The sequence below is a fragment of the Nocardia sp. NPDC059764 genome (assembly GCF_042732555.1).
Lineage (GTDB): Bacteria > Actinomycetota > Actinomycetes > Mycobacteriales > Mycobacteriaceae > Nocardia.
This window is the reverse complement of sequence record NZ_JBHWHH010000004.1, coordinates 1-22453: the sequence shown is the minus strand read 5'-3', so window position 1 is coordinate 22453 and position 22453 is coordinate 1. Positions and strand designations below refer to the sequence as shown.

Sequence of the window (22453 nt, the reverse complement as noted above, 5' to 3'; positions counted from 1 at the left end):
GCGCGCCAACTGCGCACCGGCCACGTAGAGCTCGCCGGAGACGCCGACCGGTACCGGGCGCAGGCGCTCGTCGAGCACGTAGGTGCGCAGCCCGCGGATGGCCTCACCGATCACCGAACCGGTTGCGGCGGCGATGGTTCCGGCGTCCAGGGACCGGTGGGTGACGTGCACCGTGGTCTCGGTGATGCCGTAGATGTTCACCAGGCGCGGCTCGGCGTCGCCGCGGCGGGCGACCCAATCCGAGAGGCGGCGCAGTTCCAGGGCCTCACCGGCGAGGATCAGGTATCGCAGCGACAAGTCGTGCGCGGTGCCGGCCGCCGCCGCGAGGCGGTCCGCCTCGTCGAGCTGGTAGAAGGCCGAGGGGGTCTGGTTGAGCACGGTGACCCGCTCCCGGCTGAGCAGTTCGAGGAACTGCTCCGGGGAGCGCGAGAGCAGGAAGTCGACCACCACGACCTTGCCGCCGTGGAAGAGCGGGCCCCACAGCTCCCACACCGAGAAGTCGAAGGCGTAGGAGTGGAACAGAACCCACACATCGTCCTGGCTGAACTCGAACTCGGGAACGATGTTCTCCATGAGCTGCACCACGTTCCGGTGCGTCACGCCGACGCCCTTGGGGCGGCCGGTGGAGCCGGAGGTGTAGAGCACGTAGGCCAGGTTGTCCGGGTGCAGCGGGGCGGGACGGTCGGCATCGGTGACCGGCGTGCCCGGCCAGTCCTGCGCATCCTCGTCCAGGCGAATGATGTTCAGCGCGGCGGTCGCCGCACCTCCCAGCGCTTGTTCGACGCCGACGGTGGAGTCGGTGATGACGCTGGTCGGCTTCGCGTGCTCGAGCACGTAGCCGATGCGGTCGGCCGGGTAGGCCGGGTCCAGCGGCACGTAGCCCGCGCCGGCCTTGAGCACGGCCAGCAGGGCGACGACCAGCTCCGCGGTGCGCGGCAGCAGCACCGCGACCAGGGATTCCGGGCCCGCGCCCTGGCTGATCAGCCTGCGCGCCAGCATGTTCGCGCGCCGATCCAGTTCGGCGTAGGTGAGCTGCTCGTCGCCGAAACCGACGGCGATCCGCTCGGGGTGGCGTGCCACCGCGTTCTCGAACAGGCTCGTGATGGTGTCGCCGGTCTCGCCGATGCCCGCGCCCGGATCGCTCCACAGCTCGAGCACATCGCGGCGCTCGGCCGCCTCCATCAGCTCGATGTCACCGATCGGCGCGGTCGCGTCGGCGGCCACGGCGCGCAGCACGCGCTCCAGGCGTTCGGCGAAGGACGCGATGGTCCCGGCATCGAAAAGGTCGGTGGCGTAGTTCCATTCGAGCGCCAGCCGCCCCTCGGCGTCCGGCTCGTCGGAGACGGTGACCTGGAGGTCGAAGCGGGACACCGGGGCCTCGTAGTCGACGCCGGCCAGGGTCAGGCCGGGCGCCGAGTAGGTCGGGGTGTCCAGGTTCATGTACGCCAGGGCCACGGTGAACAGCGGGTTCCGCGCCTGGGTGCGGGACACCCCGAGCGCGTCCACGACCTGATCGAAGGGCACGGTCGCGTGGTCGAACGCGGCCAGGTCGGCGTCGCGGGTCTGCGCCAGCAGCGCGTCGAAACCGCGGCCGAGCTCGGGCTGGGTCCGCAGCACCAGGGTGTTGACGAACATGCCGACCAGGTCGTCGAGGGCGGCATTGCCGCGGCCCTCGATCGGGGTGCCGATGGCGATGTCGGTGCTCGCCGACAGGCGGGCCAGCAGCAGCGCCAGCGCGGCGTGCCACACCATGAACGGGGTGACGTTGTGCGCCTCCGCGATTCGCTTGATCGCGGCGGCCAGCTCGCCGTCGACCTTGGTGTGCAGGTACGCGCCGCGGCCGGACGCCACCTCCGGGCGGGGCCGGTCGGTGGGCAGGGACAGTTCCTCGGGCAGGTCGCGCAGCGTCTCGGTCCAGAACGCGAGTTCGCGGTCCCCGATGAGCTCGAGGGTGGCCCGCTGCCAGAGCGCGAAGTCGGCGTACTGCACGGGCAGGTCGGTCCACTCCGGCGCGTGTCCGGCCGCCCGGGACAGGTAGGCGGTGACGGTGTCGCGCAGCAGCGGGTTCATCGACTGGCCGTCGCCCGCGATGTGGTGCTGCACCACGACCAGCACATGGCTGTCCTCGGATTCGCGCAGCAGCGCGGCGCGGATCGGCACGGTGGTGGTGACGTCGAATCCGGTGTTCGCGAAGGCCGCGATCCAGGCCGGGTCGACGGCGTTCGCGCCAGTGTGGATCTCGAGCGGGAGCGGCGCGGTCTCGGCGGGCAGGATCAGCTGGTAGCCGACGCCGTCCGCGTCCGACGGGTAGATGGTGCGCAGCGCCTCGTGACGGGTGACGACGTCACCGAAGGCCGCCAGCAGGACGCTGGTGTCGATCTCGCCGGTGATCCGGACCGCCGAGGGCAGGTTGTAGGCCGCGGATTCTGGGTCCAGCCGGTTGAGCAGCCACATGCGGGTCTGCACCGGGGACAACGGGATTCGCTCCGGCCGGATCATGCGCCGCAGCGCCAGGCCGGTGCCCGCCGCGGTGGCCAGCGCGGCCAGGCCCGCGACCGTCGGGGCCTCGAACAGCTGACGCACGCTGAGCTCCACGCCGAGAGCCGCGTTGGCGCGGGCGATCAGGCGCATACCGAGCAGCGAGTTGCCGCCGCGAGCGAAGAAGTCGTCGTCCGCGCCGAGGGTGACGCCGCCGAGCAGGTCCCCGGCGAGAGCGGCCAGGGTGGCCTCCGCGCCGGGCGCGGGCGCCCGGAAGGCGACGGTGGTCGCGGTGAACTCGATGGCGGGCAGGGCCGCCCGGTCCAGCTTGCCGACGGTGGTGAGCGGCATCGTGTCCAGCACCGCCACGTGGGCGGGCACCATGTACGAGGGCAGCTGGGTGCGCGCGTGGGCCAGCACCGCCTCGGCGTCGAGCTGCTCGCCGGACACGTAGCCGACCAGGCAGTCCGCCCCGGTGGTGTCCTGGGCCAGCAGCACCACCGCGTTGGCCACGCCGGGCGCGGACAGCAGGGCGGCCTCGATCTCGCCGAGCTCGATGCGCTGACCGCGCAGCTTGATCTGGAAGTCGTTGCGGCCCATGTAGACCAGGTCGCCGGACCGATTCCAGCGCACCAGGTCGCCGGTGCGGTACATGCGCGCGCCGGGCACGCCGAACGGGTCGGCCACGAACCGGTCGGCGGTGAGCGCGCCGCGGCCCTGATAGCCGCGGGCCAGCTGGGCGCCGGCCAGGTAGAGCTCGCCGATGACGCCCATCGGCACCGGGCGCATGCGGGCGTCGAGCACGTAGGCGCGGGTGTTCCAGTTCGGGCGGCCGATGGCGACCTCGAAATCCGGGTCGGCGTCGGAGAACTCGTGGTAGATGGTCGAGATCGCGGCCTCGGTCGGACCGTAGGCGTTGTGCACCGAACCGCCGACCAGCTCACGCAGCCGGCCGAGCAGTTCGACGGGCAGCGCCTCGCCACCGGTGTGCAGGTGGCGGAACGACTTCAGGGCGTCGCCGTGGCCCTCGGCGATCAGCGCGGCCAGCACCGACGGCACGTGTTCGGCGATGGTGACGCCGAATTCGCGCATCAGGTCGGCCAGGTAGTCCAGGTCCAGCGGGCCCGGACGCGGAATCACCAGGGGCGCACCGACCATGGCGGGCAGGAAGCACTCCCACACCGAGACGTCGAAGGCCAGCGGTGCCCGCTGCATGATGCTGTCCTCGCGGGTGACGCCGTAGCGCTCCTCGAGCCAGCGCAGCTGGTTCATGATGGCGCGGTGGCTGGTGGCCACGCCCTTGGGCAGGCCGGTGGAGCCGGAGGTGTACAGCACGTAGGCGAGGTTGTCCGGATGCAGGACGCCGAGCCGGTCCGCGTCGGTGATCGGCGCGTCCGAGAACTCCTCCAGCGCAGCGGATTCCGCCAGCGCGGTGAGGTCGAGCACGCGCACGCCCGCGAGTTCGGGCAGCGTGGCCCCGCCGACGGTCAGCACCAGGGTGCTGTCCGAAGTGCCGAGCACATGCGCGATGCGGTCGGCCGGATGGGAGGGGTCGACCGGCACGTAGGCGGCGCCGGCGGCCACCACCGCGTACAGCGCGACCACCATGTCGACCGACCGCTGGGCGGTGACGCCGACGATCGCGTCCGGGCCGACGCCCTGCGCGATCAGCAGGCGGCCCAGGCGGTTCACGCGCCGGGCCAGGTCCGCGTAGCCGACCCGCTCGCCCTCGAAGACCAGCGCGTCCACGTCGGGATCCAGCGCGGCCCGCGCGTCGAGCAGTTCGGCCAGGGTCTCGACCGGCAGCGGCCGGGTGGTGGCATTGCGATCCACCAGCAGCGCACCGCGTTCGGCGCGCGACATGATCTCCACGTCACCGGCGGCGACGCGGGGATCGGCGAGCAGCGCCCGCAGCACGCGTTCGAAGGTCTCCTGGAAGCCGCCGATGGTGGCGGCGTCGAAAAGGTCGGTGGCGTAGGTGATGTAGACGTCGATGCCGCCGGGCGCGCCGTCGGCGCCGGTGGTCTCGGCCAGCGTCCAGTCCAGATCGAACTGGGTGGCGGTGGCGTCCACGGTGAGCACCTCGATGGCCAGGCGGTTCAGCTTGATGCTGGGCCGGGCGTGGTTCTGCAGGGTCAGCGTCACCTGGGCCAGCGGCGCGTGCGCCTGGGAGCGCACCGGATTCACCGCTTCGACCAGCATCTCGAACGGCACCACGGCGTGGTCGAAGGCGGTCAGGTCGGTGTCGCGGACCTGGGTGAGCAGCTCGGCCAGGGCGGCGTCCGGGCGTACCTCGGTGCGCAGCACCAGGGTGTTGACGAACATGCCGACCAGGTCGTCGAGGGCCTCGTCGCCGCGGCCCGCGACCGGGGTGCCGATCACGATGTCGGCGGTGCCGGACAGGCGGGCCAGCGTCACCGACAGCGCGGTGTGCAGCACCATGAACGGGGTGACCCGGCGCTCGGCCGCGAAAGCCAGGACGGCCGAGTGCAATTCGGCGTCGAAGCGGCCGCTGAAGCCCGCGCCGCGGCCGCTGGCCACGGCGGGACGGGGACGGTCGGTGGGCAGGGGCAGCACGTCCGGGACGCCGTGCAGGCGGCGGGTCCAGTGCGTGAGCTGCTGGGCCAGTATGGATTCCGGGTCTTCGGGGCCGCCGAGGGCGGCGCGCTGCCACAGCGCGAAGTCGGCGTACTGCACCGGCAGCGGCGCCAGGTTGGGGACCTCACCGGCGCAACGCGCCACGTAGGCGGTGGCGATGTCGCGGGTGAGCGGGCCGAAGGACCAGCCGTCGGCGGCGATGTGGTGCACCACCAGGACCAGCAGGTGGACGCCCGGCTCGTCGGCGAGTTCGAGCAGCCGGATGCGGAACGGCACCTCGGCGGTCACGTCGAAGGCGGTGCGCGCCACCGATTCCACCAGTCCGGGCAGTTCCGCGGCGGTGACGGACTCGGGGACCAGGTCGATCAGGCGGGTGCCGGTGGGCAGGATGAGCTGGCTCGCCTGGCCGTCATGCTCGGGGTAGATGGTGCGCAGGGTCTCGTGACGGTCCACCACGTCGGACACGGCCGCGCGCAGGGCCTCGATGTTCAGCGCGCCGGTGAGGCGCAGCGCGAACGGAATGGTGTAGCCGTCGCGAATGTCGAAGCGGTTGAGGAACCACAGCCGCTGCTGGGCGATGGACAGCGGGATGTGGTCGCCGCGTTCCTGCGCGACCACGGGCGGCAGCTCGACCAGCGTCTCGGCGTCGGCCGCGCGGATCTTGGCGGCCAGGCCCGCGACGGTGGCGTCCTCGAACACCGCGCGCAGCGGAATCCGCACGCCCGCGGCCTTGCCCAAGCGCGCCACCAGCTGGGTGGCGATGAGCGAGTTGCCGCCGAGGGAGAAGAAGTCGTCGTCCGCGCCGACCCGGGCCGCGCCGAGCAGAGAGGCGAAGACCTCCGCGACGATCCGCTCCTCGGGGCCGGTGGCTGCGCGGAAGGCGGTGGTGGCGGCGGCCGGGGCGGGCAGCGCGCCGCGGTCCAGCTTGCCGGAGCTGTTGACCGGGAAGGAGTCCAGGCTCATCAGGACGGCGGGCACCATGTAGACCGGTAGTCGCTGTGCCAGTTCGGCTTTCAGCGCCGCCACCGAGATCTCCGCACCCGCCGCGGGCACCAGGTAGCCGACCAGCTGCGCGTCGGCGCCGGAGCCGTGCACCACGACCACGGACTGGGCGACCTCGGGGTGCGCGGTCAGCGCGGCCTCGATCTCCCCCAGCTCGATGCGCAGACCGCGCAGCTTCACCTGGAAGTCGGTGCGGCCCAGGTACTCCAGCTCACCGTCCCGGTTCCACTTGACCAGGTCACCGGTGCGGTACATGCGCTCCGACCCGCCGAACGGGTTGGCCACGAAGCGATCCGCGGTCAGGCCCGGGCGGGCCACGTAGCCGACCGCCAGCTGGTCACCGGCGAGGTACAGCTCGCCCGCGACGCCCACCGGGACCGGGTGCAGGCGCGCGTCCAGCACATAGAGCTCGGTGTTGAAGGTGGGCCGGCCGATCGGCACGGCGTCCACGTCGGCATCGGTGACCTGGTGATAGGCCACCTCGACCGCGGCCTCGGTCGGGCCGTAGAGGTTGTGCAGTTCCGCGCCGGTCAGCTCGCGCAGCCGGTGCGCGGGCTTCGAGGACAGCGCCTCACCGGAGGCGAAGACGATCCGCAGCGAGCTGCAGCGCGCGGCGGCCTCCTCGGCGACGAAGACGGTCATCATGGACGGCACGAAGTGCGCGGCCGTGATGCCCTCGCGGGCGATGAGTTCGGCGAGGTACACCGGATCGCTGTGGCCCTCGGGCTTGGCGATCACCAGGCGCGCGCCGATCTGCAAGGGCAGGAAGAACTCCGGGACCGACACGTCGAAGGTCATCGGGGTCTTCTGCAGCACCACGTCGGCGGCGGTCAGGCCGTGCGCCGACCGGCCCCAGACCAGGCGGTTGACGATCGCGGCGTGGCTGACCGCGACGCCCTTGGGGCGGCCGGTGGAGCCGGAGGTGAAGATGACGTACGCGGTGTTGGAATCCCGCAGCGGGGCAATGCGATCCGCGTCGGTGATCGGCGCGTCGGCGATGCCGGTCAGGTCGAGCAGGTCGATGCGCACCTGGGCGGTGTCGAGCGGCAGGTCCGCGCCGGAGGTCAGCACGGTCACCGGGTCGGCGGTCTCGAGGATGTACTCGAGGCGGTCGGCCGGGTGGTCGGGGTCCAGGGGCAGGTAACCGGCGCCGGCGGCGGACACCGCGTACATGCCGATCACCAGGTCCAGAGAGCGCCGCATGCCCAGTGCGACCAGCGATTCCGGGCCGACGCCCTCGCTGATCAGCCAGCGCGCGAGCTGGCGGACGCGGCCCGCGAACTCGGCGTAGGACAGACTGGTAGCCGGTTGGGAGGTATCGGCGTGCTCGAAGGTGACGGCGATCGCGTCGGGGGTGCGGGCGACCTGGTCCTCGAACAGCGAGATCAGGGTCTTGGCGTCCGCGGCGGCGCCCGGGGTCAGGCCCAGCGCGGCGTCCACGTCGAAGGCGGTGTCGTTCCAGCCGCGCACGACCAGGTCGCGCTCGGCCTCGCCGAGCAGGTCGATGTCGCCGACCAGGACGGAGGCGTCGGCGGCCACGGCGGCCAGCAGGCGGCCGAACTGCTCGGTGAGCGAGGCCGCGGTGGCGGCGTCGAACATCTCGGTGGCGTAGCGCAGGTTGCCGGTCAGACCGGACTGCTCGCCGAGTTCGCCGACGACCAGGTGCAGGTCGAACTTGACTGTGGGGTCGTCGATCTCGACGGGGGTGACGGCCAGTTCGGGCAGCTCGAAGGCGCCCGTGCCGCCGCTCATCCGGGCGTCGTTGAACGACAGCATGACCTGGGCCAACGGCGGCGCGCCGGTGGCGCGGTCCACGGCCAGCACGTCCACGATGCGCTCGAAGGGCAGTTCGGCGTGGCCGAAGGCGGCCAGGTCGGCGGTGCGCACCGTGCCCAGCAGATCGGCGAAGCTCCGGTCGGCCTCGACCTGGGTGCGCAGCACCAGGGTGTTGACGAACATGCCGATGAGGGCGTCGAGTTCGCGTTCGCCGCGGCCGCCGATCGGGGAGGCGACCGGGATGTCGGCGGTGCCGGAGGCACGGGCCAGCAGGGCCGCGAAGGCGGCGTGCACGACCATGAACAGGGTGACGCCGTGCGCGCGCGCCAGCTCGCGCAGTCCGGCGGCCACGGTCTCGTCGACCGAGAACGGCACGGCCGCACCGGCATTGGTGGCCACGGCGGGGCGGGGGCGGTCGGCCGGCAGGGCGAGCTGCGGCGGCAGGCCGGCCAGGGTCTCGCGCCAGAACTCGATCTGCTGGTGGGCGACGGTGCCGGGGACCTCGGCGTCGCCGAGCAGTTCGTGCTGCCAGAGGCTGTAGTCGGCGTACTGCACGGCCAGCGGTTCCCAGCCGGGCTCCTGGCCCGCGACCCGGGCCAGGTAGGAGCGCATCAGGTCGCCGATGAGGGGCTGCAGCGACAGCGCGTCGGCGGCGATGTGGTGCACGACCACGGCCAGCACGTACTCGGTCTCCGCGGCGGCCTCGTCGTCGAGGACGAACAGCGCGATGCGGGAGGGCAGTTCGGCGGTGACGTCGAATCCGGCGGTGGCGAAGGCGGTGATCGCCCCGGTCACCTCGGCCGCGGTGACCGGCACCGGGCTCAGGCTCAGGCCGATGTCGGCGATGTCCAGGATCTGCTGGTACGGACCGGCTTCCGAGTCCGGGTAGCTGGTGCGCAGCGACTCGTGGCGGGCCAGCACGTCCAGGGTGGCCTGCTCGAGGGCGGCGATGTCCAGGGTGCCGCGCAGGCGCAGCACGATCGGCAGGTTGTAGACGCTGTGCTCGCCGTCCTCGGCCTCGATGCGGTTGAGGAACCACAGGCGCTGCTGGGCGGGCGAGAGCGGAATGCGCTCCGGGCGCGGACGCGCGGCCAGCACCGGCCGGGCGGCATCGGGGTTCGCGGCCACCAGCGCGGCGGCCAGGCCCTCGACGGTGGAGAACTCGAACAGCAGGCGCACCGGCACCCGGGAGCCGAGCTCGGCGCCGATGCGGGAGGTGACCCGGGCGGCGTCCAGGGAGCTGCCGCCCAGGGCGAAGAAGTCGTCGTCGAGACCGGCGCGCTCGGCGTTCAGCACCTCGGCGAACACGGCCGCCACCAGGCGCTGGGCCGGGTCGACCGGCTCACGGAAGGCCTTGGCGCGCAACTGCGGAACGGGCAGCGCCTTGCGGTCCAGCTTGCCGCTGGAGTTGAGCGGCAGTTCGGGCAGCGCCATCAGGGCGGTGGGCACCATGTAGGGCGGCAGCACCCGGGTCAGGCCCTCGCGCAGGGTCTCCGGGTCCAGTTCGACGCCGGGGGCGGGCACCACGTATCCGGCCAGGAAGTCGCCGGAGTCGGCGCCGACCAGGCGCACCGCGGCCTGGGCCACCTCGGGGGCCAGCAGCAGGGCGCTCTCGATCTCGGCCAGTTCGATGCGCTGGCCGCGGAACTTGATCTGGAAGTCGAGGCGCTCGAGGTAGACCAGCTCGCCGTCCTCGGTCCACTTCACCAGGTCGCCGGTGCGGTACATGCGCTCGCCTGGCCGGCCGAAGGGGTTGGCCACGAACCGATCCGAGGTCAGGTCGAAGCGGCTGTGGTAGCCGCGGGCCAGCTGGGCGCCGGCCAGGTACAGCTCGCCCGGCACGCCGATGGCGACCGGGTGCAGACGCGAATCCAGCACGAACACCTGGGAGTTCCACTCCGGCTCGCCGATCGGGACGGCGAGGGTGTCGGAGCGGTGCGCCTCCCGGAAGGTGATGGACACCGCGGCCTCGGTGGGGCCGTACAGGTTGTGCACGCCGGCGTCGCTGACCGCCCAGAAGGCGGTCACGGTCTCGGGCGGCAGCGCCTCGCCGATGACGAAGATGTCGCGCAGCGAGTCGAGTTCGCCCGCCTCGGCGTGCGCGGCGAACACCGACAGCATGGACGGCACGAAGTCGGTCAGCGTGACCTGATGCCGGGCAATGGTTTCCGCGATGTAGCGCGGGTCGCGGTGGCCGTCGGGGGTGGCGACCACCAGGGTCGCGCCCGCGCGCAGCGGCAGGAAGTAGCCCCACAGCGAGACGTCGAAGGTGGTGGCGGTCTTCTGCAGGTAGACGTCCTGGGCGCGGACGCCGTACTCGGCCTGCATCCAGGCCAGCTGGTTGGCGATGGCGCGGTGGGTGATCGCGACGCCCTTGGGCTTGCCGGTGGAGCCGGAGGTGAACAGCACGTAGGCGGGGTGGTCGGGGTGCAGGACCCCGTGCCGCTCCTTGTCGCCGATCTTGGCGGCGGAGTAGTCCTCGAGGTTCAGTTCGTCGAGGTGGTGCAGGGGCACGCCGATGGTCGCGGGCAGCGTGAAACCATCACGGCGGGTGGTGAGCACCGAGTGCGGGCCCGCGGTGGCCAGGATGTGGCCGATCCGCTCGGCCGGGTGCGCGGGGTCGACCGGCACGTAGGCGCCGCCCGCGCGCAGCACGGCGTACATGGCCACGACCAGTTCCACCGAGCGCGCCATGGCCAGCACGACCAGCGATTCCGGGCCGACACCGGCGGCGATGAGGTGCCGCGCCAGGCGGTTGGCCCGCTCGGAGAACTCCGTGTAGGTCAGCTCGGTGTCGCCGAAGACCAGCGCGCGGTTCTTCGGGGTGCGCGCGACCTGGGAGTCGAAACCCTGGTGCAGGAACAGATCCGGGACGCGGGCGCCGGTGGCGTTCCAGCTGGAGGTGACGTAGTCGTACTCCCCGGCGTCGAGCAGTTCGATATCGCCGACGGCGACGGTGGCGTCCGCGGTGACGGCGGTCAGCAGACGGGTGAACTTGGCGGCCAGCTCGCGCACCGTGTGGTCGTCGAAAAGGTCGGTGGCGTAAGTGTATTCGACCCGGTAGCCGTCACCGGCGGTGTTCACCGTGAGCTGCAGGTCGAACTTGGCGATGCCCGGATCGAAGTCCAGTTCCTCGGCCGTGAGGCCGGGCAGCCCGGCGGTCAGCTCGCCCAGGTTCTGCATGAACAGGGCCACCTGGAACAACGGGTGGCGGTTGCGGGCGCGCGGCGGGTTGAGCACCTCGACCAGACGCTCGAACGGCACGTCGCGGTGGGCGAAGGCGCGCAGATCGCGGTCGCGCACATGGGCGATGAGGTCGCCGAAGGAGTCCGCGCCGCGGACCTCGGTGCGCAGCACCAGGGTGTTGACGAACATGCCGACCAGGTCGTCGAGGGCCTGATCGCCGCGTCCGGCCACCGGGGTGCCGATGGCGATGTCGGTGGTGTTGGACAGCCGGGCCAGCACGGCGGCCAGCGCGGCGTGCAGCACCATGAACGGGGTGGCGCGGTGCGCGGCGGCCAGCTTGTCCACCGCGGCCCGCAGGTCGGCGGCCAGCACGGTCTCGAAGGTCGCGCCGCGGCCGCTGGAGGCGGCGGGTCGTGGGCGGTCGGCGGGCAGGTCCAGCTGGGCGGGCAGCTCGGCGAGTTCGTCCGTCCAGAAGGAGATCTGGCGGGCGGACACCGAGTCCGGGTCGGACTCGTCGCCCATCCAGGCGCGCTGCCACAGCGCGTAGTCGGCGTACTGCACGGCCAGCGGCGCGAACTGCGGGCGCTGCCCGGCCTGGCGGGCCACGTAGGCCAGCACCAGGTCGCGCACCAGCGGGCCGATGGAGGCGCCGTCGGCGGCGATGTGGTGGGCCACCACGACCAGGGTGTGGTCGCCGGGGCCCGAGCGCAGCAGCCGGGCCCGCAGCGGCACCTCGGCGGTGACGTCGAAACCCTGTGCGGCCAAACCCAGTACGGTGCCGACCAGCTGGTCCTCGGGCACGTCGCGCGGGGTCAGGTCGACCGCGGCGGCGGGCAGCACCATCTGGGCCGGGCCCTGCTCGGCGGCCGGGTAGTAGGTGCGCAGCGACTCGTGGCGCTCCACCACATCGGCGAAGGCGGCCGCCAGCGCCGCGGTGTCGAGGTCGCCGCGCAGCCGCAGCGCGAACGGCATGTTGTCCACCGCGGCCGGATCGAATTCGTCGGCGGCCGGATCGTATTCGCTGCGCGCGTAGTGGTTGAGGAACCACATGCGCTGCTGGGCGGGCGAGAGCGGGATGTGGTCCGGGCGCGGGCCCGCGGTCAGCGGCGGCCGGGCCGGGCCCGGATTGTCGCCCAGCGCGGCCAGCGCGGACACCGTCGGCCGCTCGAAGAAGTCGCGCACGTCCACGGTGACGCCGAGGGTCTCGCGGATGCGGGCGATGGCACGGGTGGCGATCAGGGAGTTGCCGCCGATGGTGAAGAAGTCGTCGTCCGCGCCGACCACCTCGAGGTCGAGCAGGTCGGCGAAGATGGCCGCGACCGCCTCCTCCGCGGCGGTCTCCGGGGCGCGGTAGGCGGTGACGGCGTCGGCGAAGTCCGGTTCGGGCAGCGCCCGGCGGTCCACCTTGCCGTTCACATTGAGCGGCAGCCGCTCCATCGGCACCAGCAGCGACGGCACCATGTACTCGGGCACGTGGGTGCGCGCGGTGGAAAGCACGGCGGCACTGTCGATCTCGTGTCCGTCGGCGGCCACCACGTAGCCGACCAGGTTCTGCTCGCCGTCGGCGCGGGTGTGCATGAGCACCGCCGCCTGCGCGACGGCGGCGTCGCGGCGCAGCGCGGTCTCGACCTCGCCGAGCTCGATGCGCAGACCGCGCATCTTCACCTGGAAGTCGCTGCGGCCCACGTATTCCAGCTCGTCGGGGCCGTTGTCGGGGTTGGACACCCAGCGCACCAGGTCGCCGGTGCGGTACATGCGATCGCCGGCGGGACCTTCCGGGTTGGCCACGAAACGCTCGGCGGTCAGGCCGGAGCGACCGGCGTAGCCGCGGGCCAGCTGCGGGCCGGCGATGTAGAGCTCGCCGACCACGCCGACCGGCACGGGACGCAGATCCTCGTCCAGGACCAGCACTTCCACGTCGTCGCCGGGGCTGCCGATCGGGATGGAGTCGACGTCGGCGGCGGTGACCTCGTGCGAGGTGGCCAGCACGGTGGACTCGGTCGGGCCGTACACGTCGAAGAGGGTCGCGCCACTGACGCTGCGGAAGTCAGCGGCGGTTCCGACGGGGACGGTCTCGCCACCGGTGAGCAGGTAGCGCAGCGAGTCGGGCATCTCCTCGCCGCTGCGCATCACCTCGCCCACCAGCGCGGCCAGCATGGAGGTCACGAAGAACGCGGTGGTGACCCGGGATTCGCGGATCACCCGCACCAGGTAGGCCGGGTCCAGGTGACCGTCGGGGCGGGTCATCGCGATCCGCGCGCCGGTGGTCAGGGGCCAGAAGATCTCCCACACCGAGGCGTCGAAGGTGGTGGAGGTCTTGAACAGCAGCGCGTCCTGGTCGGTGATCCGGAACTGCCGCTGCTGCCAGCGCAGGAAGGCGATCACCGCGCGGTGCGGAATGGCCACGCCCTTGGGGCGGCCGGTGGAGCCGGAGGTGAAGATGACGTAGGCCAGATTGTCCGGGCCCGGCTGGGACAGCTCCGGGTCGTCGGCCGGGGACAGCAGCCGGTCGCCGTTGATGCCCAGTTCCCGTGCGTTGTCCTCGAATTCGTCGATGCGCAGCACCGGCGCGGCGATCTCGAACGGCGGGTGGTCGGCGGTGGTGGTGAGCACGACGGCGGGCTTGGCCACCTCGAGCACGTAGGAGGTGCGCTCGGCCGGGTGGTCCGGATCGATCGGCACGTACGCGCCGCCCGCCTCCAGGATGGCGAACATGCCGACCAGCAGTTCGAAGGAGCGGCGCACCGCCAGGCCCACCAGCACGTCCGGACCGACGCCCAGGGTGCGCAGGTGGCGCGCGAGAACGGTGACGCGCGTGGCGAATTCGGCGTAGGTGAGGGTCTCGCCCTCGTAGTCCACGGCGATGGCGTCCGGGGTGCGCTGGACCTGCGCCCGGAACTGGGTGCTGAGCGTCTCGACCGGGGCCAGCTTGGGGTCCAGGACATCGGACGCCGCGAGCACGGCGTCGTCGACCAGGGCTTCGAGCGCCGCGGTCAGGCCGCCGGCCTCGCCGTCCATGAGGCCGGGCAGCTGGCCGGAGACCACCACCTGGATCAGCGCCTCGGGCTCGAGCGCGCCGCCCATGGCCTCGCTCAGCATGGCGATCTCGGCGGCCAGGACACCGTAGGCGACGGTGTCGCCCGCGTAGCGCAGCGCGACGCGGTCGGCGTCCAGCTCGGCCACGACGGCGATCAGACATGGTAGGTCGCCCACGCCGTAGGCCCGGCGCAAGGCCGTGACCCGTCCGGTCCGGTTGGTGGCGATCGACTCTGCGTAGTGCATCAGAGGCTTCCTTCCGACGTGCTTTCCGTGCTGAGGACCAGGGCCTGCGCGTCCGCGGTGAGCGTGCTCAGGACCTGACGGAGTCCGGCCGCGCCGAGGGCGGCCAGAATGCCGGGCACCAGCCCGGCGAGTGCCACGTTGACCAGCGCCTCCGGCTTCGCGGCGGCGCCCATGGCGCGGGCGGTGACGGCGATCTTCTCGGCGAGATCCCGGTACGTCACCGTGTGCTCGCCGTGCGTGACGGCGACCGCCGCGGGAGCGGCGGCCGCGGCGGCGGCGATCAGGGTCGGCAGGTCGGCCGCGGCAGAGGTGGAGGAATGCTGCTGCGGTGCGACCGATTCGGCCTTCGGAGCACCGGCGCCGGGGCGGCGCGTGCGCTCCGCCTCGGTCCGGATGTCGATGGCGCGCAAGGACACGTCCGGGTTCGCGACGACGGTGTCGAGGACCGTCCCCAGGCGCTGAGCCAGCAGACGCACGGAGTCGGCCTCGAAAATGTCTGTCGCGTACCCGAATCGCATGTCCAGGCCGGTCACCTTCCCGGCCGCGTCGTGCTGCTCGATGCCGGTGAGCTGGAGGTCGAACTTGGCCTCGATCAGCTCGGGTTCGAGCGCCGCCACGGTCAGCCCGGGCAGTTCGACCGACACCGGGGCCATGTTCTGGAAGGCGAAGGCCACCTGGAACAACGGGTTCACCGAGGCCGAACGGCCCCGGCCGGTGGCGGCCAGCACGGCCTCCACCACCCGCTCGAACGGGACGTCACCGTGGTCGAACGCGGCCAGATCGCGATCGCGCACCTGCTTCAGCAGGTCGGTGAAGGTCAGTTTTCCGTCCACCTCGGTGCGCAGCACCACGGTGTTGACGAACATGCCGATCAGGTCGTCCAGTGCCCGCTCACCGCGACCGGCGACGGGAACGCCGATCGAGATGTCGCGCTGGCCGGACAGTTTGGCCAGCAACACGGTGAAGGCGGCGTGCACGACCCCGAACAGGGTGGCGCCGTGCGCGCGGGCCAGGGTCGACAGTCGTTCGACGGTGTCGGAGTCCACCGCGAAATCGATCGTCTTGCCCAGCATTTCCCGCCGCGCCGGCCGGGGCCGGTCGGTGGGCAGCTCCAGCTGGTCCGGGGCGGAGGACAGTTCGTCCACCCAGAAGGCCAGCTGGCGCGAGAGCAGGCTCTGCGGATCGGCGTCGGAGCCGAGCACAGTGCGCTGCCAGGCGGCGTAATCGCCGTACTGGACCTCGAGGGGGGTCCAGGCGGGAGCGGCGCCGGACGTACGGGAGGTGTACGCCAGCACCAGGTCCCGGGTCATGGGCAGCACCGAGTAGCCGTCGGCGCTGATGTGGTGCAGCACCACCATGAGGACGTGCTCGTCCGGAGCCAGTTCGAACAGCACGACCCGCACCGGCGGGGCCAGGGTCACATCGAAGCCCGCCGCGGCCACCTCGACCAGCGCGGCCTGGAGGTCGTTCTCCGACACCGGAACCGGGGTCAGCTCACCGTCGAGCTCGCCGATCTCCAGCACCACCTGCACGGCCTCGCCGTCCACCTCGGGGTAGCGGGTGCGCAGGATCTCGTGGCGCTCCAGCACATCCCGCAGGGCCGCCGTCAGCGCGGCCCGATCGAGATGTCCGGTGAGCCGGATGGCGGTCGGCACGTTGTAGGCGCCCGACTCCGGCTGCAGGCGGTTGAGCACCCACATCCGCTGCTGCGCCAGCGACAGCGGGGCCGGGCCCGCGTCGGTGCGGCGCACCAGCGGCGGCAGCGCGTCGGCGTGGTCGGCGGTGGCGATCCAGGTCGCCAGGCCGTCCACGGTCGGCGCCTCGAACAGGGCCGAGACCGGCACCCGCACACCGAGATCCGCGCCGAGCCGGGCGGCCAGGCGGGTCGCCATCAGCGAGTTGCCGCCGAGGGCGAAGAAGTCGGTGTCCAGGCCGATGAGGACGTCCTCGGCCGCGCCGATCACCTCGGCGAAGCCCGCCGCGACCGCCTGCTCGACGGCCGTGGTCGGCTCGCGGTAGGCCGCGACCGCGAAGACCGGCTCCGGCAGCCGGGCCCGGTCCACCTTGCCGTTGGCGTTCAGCGGCAGGGCGTCCAGGATCACGAGCGCGGCCGGGACCATGTACTTCGGCAGCTCCGCGCCCAGGGCGGCGCGCAGCGCGGCCGACACCTCGTCGCGGTTCTCGTCGGCGGTGCCGGGCACCGCGGCGTAGGCGACCAGGCGCGATCCCGCGTCACCCGCGGTGCGGGCGACGGCGACCGCGGCGGTGACGCCGGGCTGGCGGCGCAGCGCGGTCTCGACCTCACCGAGCTCGATCCGGAAACCGCCGATCTTGACCTGGAAGTCGGCGCGATCGATGTACTCGAGCGCCCCGTCCTCACGCCAGCGGACGATGTCGCCGGTGCGGTACATGCGGCCGCCCGCGAACGGGTCGGCCACGAAGCGGTCGGCGGTCAGGGCCGGGCGGCCGAAGTAGCCGCGGGCCAGCTGCGCACCCGACAGGTACAGCTCGCCGGGCACGCCGACCGGGACCGGCGAGAGCCGGGCGTCGAGCACGTACGCGCGGCTGTTCCAGGCGGGCGAGCCGATCGGCACGGCCTGCCGGTGGCGCTCGGTCACCTCGAAGGCGGTGATCGAGACGGCCGCCTCGGTCGGGCCGTACAGGTTGAACAGCCGTGCGCCGGAACCGTTCTCGGCGTGGTGGTCGAGGAACTCGGCGGCCGTGGCGGCGGGCAGCGCCTCACCGATGGCCAGCACCGCGCGCACCGATTCGGGCAGCGGGCCGCCGGCCAGCAGCATGCCCAGCAGGGAGGGCACCGGGTGCAGGACGGTGACGCCGTGGCCCTCGATCAGGGCGCGCAGGCGGTCCGGATCGCGCTCCTCGCCCGCGGCCGAGACCAGCAGGCTGCCGCCGGTGGTCAGGGTGGACCAGAACTCCCAGACCGACAGGTCGAAGGTGGCGGGGGTCTTCAGCAGCGCGCGGTCGCCCGCGCCCAGCTCGAATGTGGCCCGCAGCCAGCGCAACTGGTTGACGATGGCCGCGTGCGGCACCGCCACGCCCTTGGGCAGGCCGGTCGAGCCGGAGGTGAAGATGACGTAGGCCGGGTGCTGCTCGCGCAGCGGGCGCACCCGCTCGGCGTCGGTGACCGGGGCGGCGGACAGCGCGGACAGGTCGAGCCGGTCCACCTCGAACACCGGCGCCTCGGTGGTGAACGGCACGCCGTCCGCCGAGGTGGTGAGAACCACCGCGGGAGCGGCGGTCTCGACGATGTAGGCGATGCGGTCGGCCGGGTGGTCGGGGTCGATCGGCACGTACGCGCCGCCCGCCTTCACCACCGCGTACATGGCGACCACGAGGTCGATGCCGCGGCGCATGGCCAGCACCACGCCGGTCTCCGGGCCGACGCCCGCGGCGATCAGGCGACGCGCCAGGCGGTTCACCCGGGCGTCGAATTCGCCGTAGGTGAGCGAGGTTCCGGCGCCGTCCAGCAGCGCGACCGCGCCGGGGGCGACGGCCGCCCGCTCGTCCACCAGGTCGGCCAGGGTGGCCGGGGCCAGCTGGCGCGCGGTGGCGTTCCAGTCGTGCAGGATGCGCTGACGCAGGCCCGCGCCCAGCAGATCGACATCGCCGATGGCCGTCTCCGGCTGCGCCACCACGGTTTCCAGCAGCCGGGCCAGCGCGGCGGTGAAGCGCTGCGCGGTGGCCTCGGTGAACAGGTCGTGGGCGTAGCCGAGGGTCAGCTCCAGACCGGCGGGCGCGCCGGACTCGGCGTAGTGGTCCACCGCGAACAGGTGCAGATCGAATTGCGCGACGTGGGTGTCGAATTCGACCTCCGACACGGTCAGACCGGGCAGCTCGAGGCTCGCGCGCTCGTGGTTCTGGAAGGACAGGCCCACCTGGACCAGCGGGTGCCGGGCGGTGGACCGGGCCGGGTTCAGCACCTCGACCAGGCGCTCGAACGGCACGTCGGCATTGCCGAAGGCGGCGATGTCGCCGGTGCGGACCCGGGCCAGCAGATCGGTGAACGGCTCGGCGCCATCGGTTCCGGTGCGCAGCACCAGGGTGTTGACGAACATGCCGATCACGTCGTCGAGGGCGGCGTCGCCGCGGCCCGCGATCGGGGTGCCGACCGCGATGTCGGAGGTGCCCGACAGCCGCGACAGCAGGGCGGCCCAGGCCGCGTGCACCACCATGAACAGGGTCGCGCCGTGGCGGCGGCCCAGTTCGGTCAGGCCGGCATGCAGCTCGGCGTCCAGCGGGAGCCGGATATAGCTGCCGCGCAGGCTCTGTCGCGCCGGACGCGGGTGGTCGGCGGGCAGGTCCAGCTGATCGGGCAGCCCGGCCAGGGTCTCGCGCCAGTAGGCGAGCTGGCCCGCGGCCACCGACTCCGGATCGTCCTCCGAGCCCAGCAGCGCGCGCTGCCACAGCGCGTAGTCGGCGTACTGCACGACCAGCGGCGTCCAGGACGGCCTGGCGCCGCCCAGGCAGGCGTTGTAGGCGATCATCAGGTCGCGCACGAACGGCACCACCGAGGAGCCGTCGGCCGAGATGTGGTGCAGCACACCGGCGAGCACGTGATCACCGGTCGGCACGCCGTCGGCGTCCACGATGCGCAGCAGCAGCACCCGCACCGGCACGTCCACCGTCACGTCGAAGGTGGTCGTGGCGAACTCGGTGACCTTGCCGACCAGTTCGGCCTCGGTGAGGTCGACCGGCTTGAGCTCCGAGATCACCTCCGCGGCGGGCAGGATCACCTGCGCGGGGCCCGCGGCCAGCTCCGGGTAGACGGTGCGCAGGGTCTCGTGGCGTTCGATCACCGCCGCGAACGCGGCCTCCAGCGCCGGGGCGTCCAGCTCGCCGGTCAGGCGCAACGCCACCGGGATGTTGTAGGCCGTCGACGAGCGGTCGAAGCGGTTCAGGAACCACATGCGCTGCTGGGCGGGCGAGAGCGGCAGGTGCTCGGGACGGGCGCCCGCGGCCAGCACCGGCCGCTTCGGACCCTCGGCCTCGGCCTGCACCCGCGCGGCCAGCGCCGTCACGGTCGGAGCCTCGAACAGCGCGCGCACGCCGACGGTGGTGTCGAACAGCGCGCCGATGCGGGCGACCGCCTTGGCCGCGAGCAGCGAGCTGCCGCCCAGGGCGAAGAAGTCGTCGTCCGCGCCGACCCGCTCGATGCCCAGCAGGTCCGCGTACACGTTGGCGATGAGTTCCTCGGCCACGGTGGCGGGCTGGCGGTACTCGGTGCCCTCGAAGACCGGTGCGGGCAGCGCCGCGCGATCCAGTTTGCCGTTGACGGTCAACGGGATCCGGTCCACGACCACCACGGCGGCGGGGACCATGTGCTCAGGCAGTTCCCGGGCCAGGGCGGTGCGCAGGTCGGTGGTGGACACCACGGAACCGGCCGCGGGCACCACGTAGCCGATGATGCGGGAGACCTCGGCGGCCTCGTCGTGGCGCACGATGACCGCGGCCTCGCGCACCGCCGGATCCAGCAGCAGCGCCGCCTCGATCTCGCCCAGCTCCACGCGGAAGCCGTGCAGGTTCACCTGCTGGTCGATGCGGCCCAGGTACTCGAGGTCGCCGGTGGCGGTCCAACGCGCCAGATCGCCGGTGCGGTAGGCGGATTCGCCGGGAGCGCCGTACGGATCGGCCACGAAGCGGCCCGAGGTGAGCGCCGCGCGGTTCAGGTAGCCGCGCGCCAGCTGACCGCCGGAGACGTAGATCTCGCCGGGGACGCCGACCGGGACCGGGCGCAGCCGCGAATCCAGCACGCGCACGGTCAGACCCGGGAGCGCGCCGCCGATCACGCTGGCCGAACCGGTGTCCGGGGTGATCGGGCGGTAGGACACGTGCACCGTGGTCTCGGTGATGCCGTACATGTTGATCAGGGCCGGGCCCTGCGGGTGCCGGGCGAACCAGCCCGAGAGCCGCTGCGGCTCCAGCGCTTCGCCGCCGAAGATCACGTAGCGCAGCGCGAGCTCGGAGTCGCTCTCGGCGTCGGCGGTGATCAGCTGGTAGAAGGCCGACGGGGTCTGGTTGAGCACGGTCACGCCCGCGGTGGACAGCAGTTCCCGGAACTGCTGCGGCGACCGCGAGGTGAAGTAGTCGACCACCACGACGCTGCCGCCGTACAGCAGCGCGCCCCACAGCTCCCACACCGAGAAGTCGAAGGCGTAGGAGTGGAACATGGTCCACACGTCGCCGGGCCCGAAACCGTAGTGGCCCTGGGCATTGTCGAACAGCCGGATCACATTGCGGTGCGGGATCACCACGCCCTTGGGGCGGCCGGTGGAGCCCGAGGTGTAGATGACGTAGGCGGTGTCGGCCGGGCGCAGCGGGGCGCGCCGGTCGCGGTCGGTGACCGGGGCGGCGTCGTAGCCGTCCAGGTCGATGGTGTCGAGGCAGACCACCGGGCCGCCGAACCAGCCGGCGGGCAGCTGGGCCGCACCGCTGCTGATGGCGCACACCGGGCGGGCGTCGTCGATCACGTACTCGATGCGGTCGGCCGGGTAGTTGGGGTCGATCGGCAGGTAGCCGCCGCCCGCCTTGACCACGGCCAGCAGCGCCACCGCCAGCTCCTCGGTGCGCGGCAGGGCCACGGCCACCAGGGATTCCGGTCCGACGCCGGCCGCGATCAGGCAGCGGGCCAGGCGGTTGGAGCGGGCGTCGAGCTCGGCGTAGCTGAGCGTGACGTCGCCGGAGCGCACCGCCGGGGCGGCCGGGTCGATGGCCGCCGCGGTGGCGAAACGGTCCGCCAGCGTGGTGAATTCGGCGATGTCGGGTCCGGTGCCGGCCCACTCGTGCAGGACGCGGGCGCTCTCCTCGATGGTCAGCAGCGGGATGTCGCCGACCACCACGGTGTCGTCGGCGGCCACCGACGCCAGCACCCGGTCGAAGCGACCGGCGAGGGCGGCGATGGTGTCGGCGTCGAACAGCTCACTGGCGTAGCTGATCTCGATGTCCATGCCGTTCGGGCGGCCGTCCGGGCCGTGCTGCTCGAGCACGGTGAACTGGAGATCGAACTTCGACACCCCGGCGTCCAGGGCCTCCGGGCGCACCGTCAGCTCCGGCAGTTCCACCGCGGGCAGCGCGTAGTTGTGGAAGGTCAGCGCCACCTGGAACAGCGGGTGGCGGGCCTGCGAGCGGGCCGGGGACAGCACCTCGACCAGGCGCTCGAAGGGCACCTCGGCGTGCGAGAGGGCCGCGATGTCGTCGGCGCGCACCGCGTTCAGCACGGTGTCGAAGCCGGCGCGCGGATCGATCTCGCTGCGCAGCACCAGGGTGTTGACGAACATGCCGACCAGGGCGTCGAGCTGCTGCTCGCCGCGGCCCGCGACCGGGGTGCCGATCGCGATGTCGGTGCTGCCCGAGATCCGGGCCAGCAGCACGGCCAGCGCCGCGTGCACGGTGCTGAACAGGGTGGTGTCGTGGGCGCGCGCCAGATCGACCAGGCCGCCGTGCAATTCGGCGTCCACGCTCATGCGGTGGGTGCCGCCGCGCAGCGAGGCCACCGCCGGACGCGGGCGGTCCGCGGGCAGCTCCAGCTGCTCGGGCAGCCCGGACAGGCGCTGCCGCCAGAACGCCAGCTGCCGGTGCGCGAGCGAATCCGGATCGGTCTCGTCACCGCGGCGCTCGGCCTGCCACAGGGTGTAGTCGGCGTACTGCACCGGCAGCGGGGCCCAGGCGGGCGCCACACCGGCGCGGTGGGCCTGGTAGGCGGTCATGAAGTCCGCGGCCAGCGGGCCCATCGAGAAACCGTCCGAGCTGATGTGGTGGACCACCAGCACCAGCACGTGATCGGTGGGCGACAGGCTGAAAACGGCCGCGCGCACCGGGGTTTCGGTGGTCAGGTCGAACGGGCGGGCGACGACCTCGGCCACCCGGGCGGTCAGTTCGTCCGCGGTGATCGGGGCGGTGACCAGGCGGGCATCGCCCTCCGCCAGCACCCGCTGCACGGGACCGTCCGGCCCGTCGGGGTAGACGGTGCGCAGGGTCTCGTGGCGCGCCACCACATCCCGCAGCGCGGCGTGCAGGGCGGCCGCGGCCAGCGGGCCGGTCACCCGCAGCACCATGGGGATGTTGTCCGCCGCCGCGCCGGGGCCGACCCCGCGCGCGGCGGCGGGGGAGCGGG

The 22453-nt window shown here is 72.5% G+C and carries 2 protein-coding genes (1 of these 2 cut by a window edge); both read right to left on the bottom strand.

Annotated features, from left to right (window positions below; all coding sequences use genetic code 11):
* A protein-coding gene (locus ACFV4K_RS01415; RefSeq protein WP_379271120.1) for a non-ribosomal peptide synthase/polyketide synthase crosses the window boundary here: on the bottom strand, positions 1 to 14322 show its 5' portion. It extends 4710 nt beyond the left edge of the window; only the first 14322 of its 19032 coding nucleotides appear in the window; the start codon lies at positions 14320 to 14322; the stop codon falls past the left edge of the window.
* Complete coding sequence (locus tag ACFV4K_RS01410; protein ID WP_379271119.1) at positions 14322 to 22394, bottom strand: amino acid adenylation domain-containing protein; 8073 nt, start codon at positions 22392 to 22394, stop codon at positions 14322 to 14324. Before ACFV4K_RS01410 ends, ACFV4K_RS01415 begins: the two co-directional genes overlap by 1 nt.
* Positions 22395 to 22453: the final 59 nt, after the last annotated feature.